The following is a 10,307-nucleotide window of genomic DNA, read 5'->3' on the forward strand; positions in this document are numbered from 1 at the left end:
AGCATGCGGCGCGACAGGCCCGGTGCTAGGATCTGACTATCACCTGAATCGATCCAAATGCCGATGCCCACGCTGGACCGTCGTCTCCTGATCGCTGTCGCCGCTACGGCGATGTTCGCTTCCGGCCTGGCCACTGCGGCCCCGGCCCGAACCGCCGCCGACAAGGCCTATGCCTCGGTGGACCCCTTCATCGGCACCGGCGGGGAAGGCCACACCTACCCGGGCGCCACGCTGCCGTTCGGCATGGTCCAGCTCAGCCCGGACACGCGCATCCAGCCGCGCGAAAAGGCCTATGGCTGGGCAGCGGGCTATCGCTATGACGACAGCAGCATCGTCGGTTTCTCGCACACGCATTTTTCCGGCACGGGCCATTCGGACCTGGGCGACATCCTGCTGATGCCGTTCACCGGCAATCCCGGCCTGGAGCGGGGTGATCCGGAAAAGCCGCGCAGCGGTTATGCCTCGCGCTTCCGACACGCTGACGAGAAGGCCGAGCCGGGCTACTACGCGGTCACGTTGGACGATTACAAGGTGCGTGCCGAGCTGACCACCAGTACCCGCGTGGGTGTGCATCGCTACGCCTTCCCGAAGGGCACCGACGCCAAGGTGCTGCTGGACATGCGCACCAGCATGTACGACTACCCGGGCAAGGTGTTGTGGTCGCGGGTGCGGGTGCGTGCTGACGGCACGGTCACCGGCTTCCGCGAAACCCGCGGCTGGGCGCCGGGCCGCCAGCTGTACTTCGCGATGCGTTTCTCGCGCCCGCTGGCCGGGCATGAATTGCACAACACCGAGCAGGACATCGTCTACAAGGGCTTCCCGCCGCCGGGCGAGAAGGATCCGTCCCAGCGCGCACAGATCGAGGGCCGTCAGCTGGTCGGCACGTTCGCATTCGGCAAGCTGGATGCACCGCTGGTGGTGAAGGTGGCCATCTCGCCGGTCAGTGAAGCCGGTGCCATCGCCAACCTGGATGCGGAAGTGGCCGACTTCGATTTCGATCGCGTGCGTGCACAGGCGAAGCAGGAGTGGACGCAGGCACTGTCCGTGCTGGACATCGACGCGCCGGAACATGCTCGCCGCAGTGCCTATACCGCGCTGTACCACACGATGCTGGGGCCGACGCTGTTCATGGATGCCGATGGCCAGTATCGCGGTTCGGACAACGCGGTGCACAAGGCCGACGGCTTCACCAACTATTCGACGTTCTCGCTGTGGGACACCTACCGCGCGCTGCACCCGCTGCTGACGCTGGTGCAGCCCGAGAAGCGCAACAGCGACTTCATCAATTCCATGCTCGCCCACCACGAGCACAGCCCGTACGGCATGCTGCCGGTGTGGTCGTTCCATGGCCTGGAAGACTGGTGCATGATCGGCTACCACGCCGTGCCGGTGATCGCCGATGCCTACGTGAAGGGCATTCGTGGCTTCGATGCCGACAGGGCATTGAAGGCGATGGTCGAGACCGCCAACTACGGCCCCTATGACGGCATCGCGCAGTACCGCGAGCTGGGCTACGTGCCGATCGATGAAGAGGGCGAAGCGGCCAGCAAGACACTGGAGTACGCGTTCGATGACTGGACCATCGCACGCATGGCGCAGGCGATGGGCAAGGCCGATATCGCGGCGACCTTCGACAAGCGCGCCGGCAACTGGCGCAATGCGTTCGACAAGGACACCGGCTTCATGCGCGCGCGCAAGCGCGATGGCAGCTTCCGTACGCCGTTCGACCCCAGCGCCAGCGGCTACGGCACCGACTACACCGAGGGCAACGCCTGGCAGTACTCGTGGTACGTGCCGCAGGACGTCGCCGGGCTGGCCGCCGCGCACGGGGGCAGCGACAAGCTGCTCGCGCGCCTGGACGAGGTGTTCAATGCCAAGGTGGATCCATCGATCTTCGAGCACATGGAAGACATCACCGGCCTGATCGGCTGGTATGCGCACGGTAACGAGCCCAGCCATCACGTGGCCTACCTGTACTCGTACGCCGGCCAACCGTGGCGCACCCAGGCGCGGTTGAAGCAGATCATGGACACGCAGTATGCCGACCGCCCCGATGGCCTGGCCGGCAACGATGACGTCGGCCAGATGTCGGCGTGGTATGTGTTCACCGCGCTGGGCTTCTACCCGGTGGCGCCGGGCTCGGGCGAGTACATCCTGGGCCGTCCGTTCCTGCCCAAGACCGCGATGCGCCTGCCCAACGGCAAAACGTTCACCATCGTGGCCGAGGGGCTGGAAGACAAGCACACCTACGTCGGCAGCGTGCGTCTCAATGGCAAACCGCTGCAGCGCACCTTCCTGCGCCATGACGAGATCCTGGCCGGTGGCGAGCTGCGCTTCAGCATGCAGGCCGAGCCGAACAAGGCGTGGCCGGGGCAGGGCGCGCAGGCGCCCTATTCGATGAGCCGGTGATGCGCACGTTTCACGGCTGACCTGGAACCTGTAGAGCCGAGCCCATGCTCGGCTGCTTTTGGCACGGTGCCTGAGCCGAGCATGGGCTCGGCTCTACAAGGGCAATTCGACAAAGGTCAGCGAAACCGCAACCCCACCCGCGCACCACCAATCGGGGCGGTATCAATCATCAGGGTCGCGCCATGCCGCTGCGCGATCTCGGCCACGATCGCCAGTCCCAAGCCGCAGCCATTGCCTTCGCTGCTGGCCCGGTAGAAACGTTCCGTGACACGGCTGCGCTCGGCTTCGGCGATGCCGGCGCCGTCATCGTCAACCCATACCTGCACGCCGTCAGCGTCCTGCCGAACGCCGAGGGTGATCACACCGGGCGCGGCGCCGTAGCGCAGCGCGTTGTCCAGCAGGTTGCCCAGTGCCTCGCGCAACAGCTGTGGATCGCCCTGTACCTGCACGCCGTCGTCGGGTCCGTCGTAGCCCAGGTCCACGCCCGCTGCCAATGCGCGGTCGGCACAGCGCTCGACCACGCCCCGTGCCAGCGCGGCCAGGTCCAGCGGCTGCAGCGGCAGTGCGCTGCCATGCGGATCTTCCGAGCGGCTGAGCATCAGCAGCTGGTTGACCAGATGCTGCAAGCGCGCCAGCCCGGCCAGCGTGCCGGACAGCGCCAGCTGCTGCGCCTGCGGATCATGCTGGCGCAATGAACTTTCCAGCTCGATCTGCATGGCTGCCAGCGGCGTGCGCAGCTGGTGCGCGGCATTGCTGACAAAGCGCCGTTGCGCCGCCTGCATCGCATCCAAGCGCTGCAGCAGGGCGTTGTAGGCCTCCACCGCCGGCCACAGTTCGCGCGGCGCCTCCTGCGCCGGTTCCAGCGGCGCCAGCGGGTCGGGGCGTGGGCTGGCCAGCCGCCGCGCCACCTGGTTGGCGTGGCGCGCAGCCGCGCCGGTACCGGACCAGGCCAGCCACGCGGCCAGCGCCAGGATCGCGGCCTGGAACGGGATGCTGGTCAGCAGCAGCTTGCGCTCCAGCCGGTGGCGCTTTCGAAGCGTCTCGGCTACGCGCAGACGGATATCGTGGCCTGGCCCGGCGCTGACCACCACTTCCACCATGCGCACCGGCTGCCCGCGCAGGCGCGCGTCGTAGTAGACGGCATCGTCGCTGCCGGCAGCGATCACGGGGCGGGGCAGCGCTTCGGGCAGGTCGCCATACAGGCGCTCGCCCGCGGCGTCGACCACTTCGCCATGCACTTCGTCGGCGGTATCCCAGGTGAACATGCGTGACACCGCGGGCGTGATCTCGATCGAGGCACGCCCGTCCTGCACCTTCACCAGCTCGGACAACGACATCGCCGAGTCCAGCAGCCAGCGGTCATAGACCTGGCCGGCGTAGAAGCGGGCCAGCGCGAATGAACCGACTGCGCTGCACAGCAGCAGCACCAGCAAGGGCAGCCACAGGCGGCGCAGCAGCAGGCCCCGCAGGCTGTGCACGCGCTCAGTCACCCCCGGCCTCCAGCCGATACCCCAGGCCACGCAGCATGCGGATGCCGACGCCAGCGCGTGCCTGCTCCAGCTTGCGGCGCAGGCGGCTGACATGCACTTCGATCACCGACAGGTTGGCCTCGTGGTCCCAGCTGTACAGCGCGTCGAACAGGCGCTGCTTGGTGACGGTGCGGCCGGGATGCTGCATCAGTGCCTCGACCAGCGACAGCTCGCGCGCGGTCAGTTCGATGCGCTGGCCTTCCACCTGCACTTCATTGCGGATGCTGTCGAAGCACAACCGGCCCAGCCGCTTCTGCGCCGGTGCGTCGCTGCGGCGGCGTGACAGCGCACGCAGGCGCGCCTCCAGCTCACCCAGTGCAAATGGCTTGGCCAGGTAATCGTCGCCACCCCGGTCGAGGCCGAGGATGCGGTCCTCCACACCGTCGCGCGCGGTCAGGATCAGCACCGGCAGGGTGACGCCGTCATTGCGCAGGCGCGAGAGCAGGTCCAGGCCATCGACGTCGGGCAATGAAAGGTCCAGCACCATCACGTCATACGACGCGCTGGCCAGTGCCGCCGGCGCGTGCAGTCCACGCGAAAGGTGGTCGCACAGATGACCGGCACCCTGCAGGGCGCGGATCAGTCCATCGGCCAGTGCGGCGTCGTCTTCGATCAGCAGGATTCGCATTGCAAGCTTCGTGCAAGGTTGGGGCAAGTTTGGCGCAAGTGCGTCACCTTACCGTGACGCGCATGAATTTCTCCCCTCGTCTTGCGGCCGCGCTGGCCGCTCTCCTGTTCGCGCCCGTGGCTTCAGCGTTGTCGCTGGCGGAAGCGCAGCGTGCCATGGAAGCGCACAATCCGGACCTGCGCGCGGCGGCATTGGAGCTGCGCGGCGTGCAGGGCGATGCACAGACCGCCGCGTTGCGGCCAGCGGCCGAGCTGTCGATCGGCAGCAGCAAGATCAGCCCCGCGCATGGCATCGGCCCGGGGCGCTGGCAGGACAAGCGGATGGACAGCACGCTGGGCCTGGGGTTCACCTGGGAACGCGGCGGCAAGCGTGCGCTGCGCATCCGCCAGGCTGAGGCGTTGCTGCAGGTGGCCGGGCTGGAGATGCTCGACACGCGACGCCGCCAGCAGGTGGCGCTGCATGAAGCCTATTTCGGACTGAAGGGCGCACAGGAGCGGGTGCGGATCGCCGAGGCCAACCGGCAGAGCTCGGCCGAGCAGCTGGCCGCCGCTGAAAAGCAGGTCGCCAGCGGGGCGATGGCACCGGTGGATCGTGCGCGACTGGCGGTGGACGACCTCGCCGTGGCCGATGCGGCGCGCGAGGCAGCGCTGGACCTGCGCGATGCGCGGCATGCATTGGCCCTGCTGCTTGGCCGTGATGACAGCCATGAGCTCAGTGCCGATGATCCGTGGCCAGATCCAGGCAACATCGCCGATACGCGCGTGTTCGACCCGCAGCAGCGCGCCGACCTGCGTGCGGCGCGCTCGCGCCTGGCCGCTGCCGATACCGGCGTGGCACTGGCACGCAGCGAGCGCCATCGCGACATCCAGCTGGGCGTGGAAGCCGAACGTGAGCCGACTGACATCAGCGGCGTCACCTGGGGGGTATCGCTGACCATCCCGCTCGGCGGCCCGTCACGCGCACGCGGTGCGATCCAGCGTGCCGAGGCCGACCGTGACATTGCCGCGCTGGAACTGCAGGTGCTACAGCGCGAGGCGCGCGCCGAACTTGACCGGTTGCAGGCCAGCGCGCAGTCGGCCGCGCAGCGTCGCAGCGACTACGAGGGGCTGCAGTCCGACGCCGCACGCAAGGCGGTGCAGGGCATCGAACTGGCGTACCGGCGCGGCGCCGCCAGCCTGACCGATCTGCTGGATGCACGCCGCAGCTGGCGCGACTTCGAGGCCGCGCTGATCGAGGCGCGCGCCGACCATGCCATTGCCCTGGCGCGCTGGGAAGCCGCCACATCCGTTGCTGAAGGAGAGTCCCGATGAAGTCCACCGTCGCCCATCGCCTGAGGGCGCGCCACGCCGTGCTGCCGACCCTACTGGCGCTGGCCCTGCTGGGCGGCTGCGGCCGTGAGCCGGCGTCCTACACCGAGGATGCGCCGCAGATCAGTGCCGGCCAGATCCAGTTTCCTGCCGGCAGCCGCCAGCTGGACGTGCTGCGCAGCGAGGCGGTGACCGCCGGCGCCAGCGCCAGCCTGCAGCTGCCGGGCAGGGTGGTCTGGGACGAGACCCGTTCCAGTGCACTGCGCACGCCGTTGCCGGGGCAGGTGGCGCGCATCGAGGCGCAGCCGGGCCAGAAAGTGAAGGCCGGCCAAGTGATTGCCTGGATCACCTCGCCCGAGTTCGGCCAGGCCCAGGCCGACGGCGTGCGTGGCCGCGCCGAGCTGCAGCAGGCGCGCAAGGAGCTGGAGCGCACCCGCGAGCTGCATGCGGCGGGTGTGGCGTCGGGCCGCGAACTGGACGAGGCCGAGGCCAACTTCGCCGGCAGCCAGGCCGATCATGCGCGTGCAACCGCGTTCGCAAGGGCCTATGGCAACGGCCAGCGCGTCGACCAGCGCCTGCCGCTGCGCGCGCCGATCGATGGCGTGCTGGTGGAGCGCCGGATGAGTCCGGGCATGGCGGTCAGCCCCGACAGCGAACAGCCGTTGGCGGTGATTGGCGATCCGGACCGCCTGTGGTTGCAGCTGGACATTCCCGAGGCCTTGGCCGGACGCCTGAAGGCCGGCATGCACGTCAGCCTGAGCGCTGCCGACGGCCAGCCTTTGCAGGCCACGTTGCAGCACGTGGATGACTTCGTCGACAGCGAGCGCCGGGTGGTGCAGGCGCGTGCCGAGCTGGACAACCGTGCACGGGGTTTCAAAGCGGGCCAGTACGTGCGTGCGCAGGTTGCATTGCCGGCCGAGGGCGGTGTCTCGCTGCCGGATGCCGCGGTGCTGCTGATCGACGGCAAACAGGTGGTGTTCGTCGAAGAGGGCAAAGGTCGCTTCGTGCGTCACGCCGTCCATGCCGAGGAGCTGGGCGATGGCCGCCTGTGGGTGCGGGAAGGGCTGGCTGAGGGGGCCAAAGTGGTGGTCGAGGGCGGCCTGCTGCTGCAGCAGCTGGCGGACAGCGCGCCGGCAGCCGCCGGCACCGGCACAGGGCACGCCGCCCCATGATCGATCGCCTGATTGCCTATTGCCTGCGCCAGCCGCTGATGGTGATGTTGGCGCTGCTGCTGTTCATCGGTGCTGGCATTGCCACGTTCCGCGTGCTGCCGGTCGAAGCCTTCCCGGATGTATCCGATACCCAGGTCACGGTGGTATCGCTGCACCCGGGCCGTGCCGCCGAAGAGGTGGAGCGCGAGGTGACGATGCCGCTGGAAGTGGCGTTGTCCGGCATCCCGCATTCGGTACGGGTGTTCTCGCATACGCAGTTCGGCTTGTCGATGATCATCCTGACCTTCGATGACAAGGCTGATGACTACTTTGCTCGCCAGCAGGTGCTGGAGCGCCTGCAGGGCGTGGAGCTGCCGGAAGGGGTGACGCCGGAGCTGGAGGCGATGAGCTCGGCGGTGGGCGAGATCTACCGGTATGTGCTGAAAGGCCCGCACCTGACGCCGACCCAGCTGCGCACCGTGCAGGAATGGACGATGGAGCGCAGCCTGCGCACCGTGCCGGGCGTAGCCGATGTGATCAGTTTCGGCGGCTTCGCGCGTACGTTCCAGGTCAAGCCGGACCTGGACAAGCTGCGTGACCGCGGCATCAGCCTGGGTGAGTTCGCCGAGGCGCTGCAGAAGGGCAGCTCGAATGCGGGTGGCGGTTATGTCGAACGCGGCCAGCAACAGTTCCTGATCCGCGGCGTGGGCCTGATGCGTTCGCCGGCCGACATCGGCAACGTGGTGGTGGCCCAGCGCAGTGGCACGCCGATCCTGGTGCGCGACCTGGCCGGGATCGCCGACACCGGCCTGCCCCGGCAGGGCCTGGTCGGCCAGGACGACAACGACGATGCGGTGTTCGGCATGGTGCTGATGCGCAAGGGCGAGAACCCGTCCGACGTGCTCGATGCCCTGCATGCGCGCATCGCCGAGATCGAAGCGAACCAGCTTCCGGCCGGGGTCAGCATCGAGCCGTTCTACGACCGCTCGTGGCTGGTCTCGACCACGCTGAGAACCGTCTTCAGCAACCTGCTGGAAGGCGCGGTGCTGGTGTTCCTGGTGCTGTGGCTGTTCCTGTACAACGCCCGTGCCGCGCTGATCGTGGCGGCGATGATGCCGCTGGCGCTGCTGTCGACCTTCCTCGGCCTGCATCTGTGGGGCGTGCCGGCCAACCTGCTGTCGCTGGGCGCGATGGACTTCGGCATCATCATCGACGGCGCGGTGATCGTGACCGAGCACATCGTCTCGCGATTGTCGAAGCTGCCCCCTGCGGCAGACCGGAAGACACGGTTCTCGACCATTCTTTCGGCAGCGTCGGAAGTGGGCCGTCCGACGTTCTTCTCGATGCTGATCATCATCGCCGCGCATATCCCGATCTTCACCCTGCAGCGCCAGGAAGGCCGCATGTTCGCGCCGATGGCGTACTCGGTGACCTCGGCATTGATTGGTGCGTTGATCCTGGCGCTGACCGTGGTGCCGTTGTTCTGCTACGGGTGGCTGCGGCGCGATCGAATGCGCGACGGCAATCCGCTGATGGACCGCCTGACCGGCTGGTACCGGCCGGTCCTGGAGCGCGCACTGGCCCGCCCGCGCGCGGTGGTGCTGACCGCGGTGGTACTGCTGCTCGGCACGCTGGCACTGGGGACGCGGCTGGGTTCGGAGTTCCTGCCCGAGCTGGACGAAGGATCGATCTGGCTGACGGCCACGCTTGATCCGAGCACCAGCCTGGCCGAAGCGCAGCAGCAGTCGCGGCGCATCCGTGAGCTGGTCGGCACCTTCCCGCAGGTATCGACGGTAGTGGCCAAGCTGGGGCGCCCGGAAGATGGCTCCGACGCCAAGGGCGCCAACCAGATCGAGGCGCTGGTGGCACTGAAACCCGAGAAGGAATGGCCGAAGGGCGTGGACAAGCGGCAGCTGGTAAGCGATCTGCAGCGCATGCTGGAGCAGCGCATTCCGGGGCCGGAGTTCTCGATCTCGCAGCCGGTGCGCGACAACATCCTGGAGAGCATCTCGCAGATCAAGGGCCAGGTGGTGATCAAGGTCAGCGGGTCGGATCTGGACGTGCTGAACCGGCAGGCGCAGGCGATCCTGGGCCAGGTGCGTGGGGTGGAGGGCGTAGAGAGTGCCTTCATCGACCGCGACGGCTCATTGCCGCAGCTGCAGATCCAGATCGATCGCGACCGTGCTGCGCGCTATGGCCTGAACGTGCGCGACATCGACGAGGTGATCGAGACCGCACTGGGCGGGCGCCAGGTCGGCGAACTGTGGGAAGGTGACCGCAGGTTCCCGATCACGCTGCGCCTGGACGACGCCGACCGCGACCTGCAGCGGTTGCGCACCGTGCCCGTCGGAACCGGCGATGGCCACACCGTGACACTGTCCGACGTGGCCGACTTCCGCATGGCCAGCGGCGCGATCAACATCTCGCGCGAGAACGCGCAGCGGGTGAAGGCGGTGAGCATCTTCATCGCCGGGCGTGACATGGGCAGCGTGGTGGCTGACATGCGCAAGCGCGTGGAGGCCCGCGTGCAGCTGCCGGAAGGTTACCGGCTGGAGTGGTCGGGCGAGTTCGAGAACCAGCAGCGGGCGATGAAGCGGCTGGGCTGGGTGATTCCGCTGTCGGTGCTGATCATCTTCGTGCTGCTGTTCGACGCCTTCAAGGACATCAGCAGCGCGGCGCTGATCCTGGCCAACGTGCCGCTGGCGATGATCGGCGGCATCCTGGCCTTGTGGTTGACCGGCATCCCTCTGTCGGTGTCGGCGGCGATCGGGTTCATCGCGTTGTTCGGGCAGGCGGTACTGAACGGGGTGGTGATGCTCAGTCGCTTCGCCCAGCTGCGCGAGCAGGGCATGGACCTGCTGCAATCCGTGGTGCAGGGCTCGCTGCAGCGCCTGCGCACGGTGCTGATGACCGCGCTGCTGGCGATGTTCGGCCTGCTGCCGATGGCGACCTCGCATGCGATCGGCGCCGAGACCCAGAAGCCGCTGGCGGTGGTGGTGATCGGCGGCCTGCTGTCGGCGATGCTGCTGACCCTGCTGGTGTTGCCCACGCTGTACTACTGGGTACACCGGCGCCGCGAGGCCCGTAGCGCCTGACCCGACTGTAGAGCCGAGCCCACGCTCGGCTGCGTCTGGCCTTCGCGCGAAGAGCAGCCGAGCATGGGCTCGGCTCTACAAGGGTGTCGCGCCATGCGTGGATGCCATCTGTGCGATCTACACCATTCCGCCGTTGGCACGCAGGACCTGGCCGTTGATCCATCCGCCATCGGCACCGGCCAGGAACG

6 protein-coding genes are annotated in these 10,307 nt (G+C 67.9%); 4 read left to right on the forward strand and 2 right to left on the reverse strand.

Features of this window, described 5'->3' with window-relative positions; genetic code table 11:
* Nucleotides 1-57: 57 nt before the first annotated feature.
* On the forward strand, nt 58-2,409 hold the full coding sequence (locus ARC23_RS04255; protein ID WP_057496084.1) for a GH92 family glycosyl hydrolase: 2,352 nt from the start codon (nt 58-60) through the stop codon (nt 2,407-2,409).
* Between the two features lie 116 nt (nt 2,410-2,525).
* Here ARC23_RS04255 and ARC23_RS04260 read toward each other — a convergent pair whose 3' ends face one another.
* Entirely contained in the window at nt 2,526-3,899 is a 1,374-nt protein-coding gene (locus ARC23_RS04260; RefSeq protein ID WP_057496085.1) for a sensor histidine kinase, read from the reverse strand.
* The gene (locus ARC23_RS04265) at nt 3,892-4,566 is read right to left on the reverse strand and encodes a response regulator (protein WP_057496086.1); all 675 of its coding nucleotides are present in this window, start codon (nt 4,564-4,566) and stop codon (nt 3,892-3,894) included. Before ARC23_RS04265 ends, ARC23_RS04260 begins: the two co-directional genes overlap by 8 nt.
* Nucleotides 4,567-4,628: 62 nt before the next feature.
* Here ARC23_RS04265 and ARC23_RS04270 point away from each other — a divergent pair, with 62 nt between their 5' ends.
* The 3 genes from ARC23_RS04270 to ARC23_RS04280 are packed head-to-tail and all read left to right on the forward strand — an operon-like array spanning nt 4,629 to nt 10,119.
* Nucleotides 4,629-5,876 carry a TolC family protein gene (locus ARC23_RS04270; RefSeq protein WP_057496087.1) on the forward strand — a complete coding sequence of 416 codons (1,248 nt, stop codon included), beginning with the start codon at nt 4,629-4,631 and terminating at the stop codon, nt 5,874-5,876.
* A complete protein-coding gene (locus tag ARC23_RS04275) occupies nt 5,873-7,045 on the forward strand; it encodes an efflux RND transporter periplasmic adaptor subunit (RefSeq protein WP_057496088.1) in 1,173 nt (390 codons plus the stop codon). Before ARC23_RS04270 ends, ARC23_RS04275 begins: the two co-directional genes overlap by 4 nt.
* Entirely contained in the window at nt 7,042-10,119 is a 3,078-nt protein-coding gene (locus ARC23_RS04280; RefSeq protein ID WP_057496089.1) for an efflux RND transporter permease subunit, read from the forward strand. Before ARC23_RS04275 ends, ARC23_RS04280 begins: the two co-directional genes overlap by 4 nt.
* Nucleotides 10,120-10,307 lie beyond the last annotated feature (188 nt).

Source organism: Stenotrophomonas beteli (assembly GCF_001431665.1).
In the GTDB taxonomy this organism is placed as follows: Bacteria; Pseudomonadota; Gammaproteobacteria; order Xanthomonadales; family Xanthomonadaceae; genus Stenotrophomonas; species Stenotrophomonas beteli.

Bases quoted from the DNA above. Each gene is read 5' to 3' on its own strand.
- ARC23_RS04255 (WP_057496084.1), top strand. From the start codon at position 58: ATGCCGATGCCCACGCTGGACCGTCGTCTCCTGATCGCTGTCGCCGCT.
- ARC23_RS04265 (WP_057496086.1), bottom strand. From the start codon at position 4,566: ATGCGAATCCTGCTGATCGAAGACGACGCCGCACTGGCCGATGGACTG.
- ARC23_RS04270 (WP_057496087.1), top strand. From the start codon at position 4,629: ATGAATTTCTCCCCTCGTCTTGCGGCCGCGCTGGCCGCTCTCCTGTTC.
- ARC23_RS04275 (WP_057496088.1), top strand. From the start codon at position 5,873: ATGAAGTCCACCGTCGCCCATCGCCTGAGGGCGCGCCACGCCGTGCTG.
- ARC23_RS04280 (WP_057496089.1), top strand. From the start codon at position 7,042: ATGATCGATCGCCTGATTGCCTATTGCCTGCGCCAGCCGCTGATGGTG.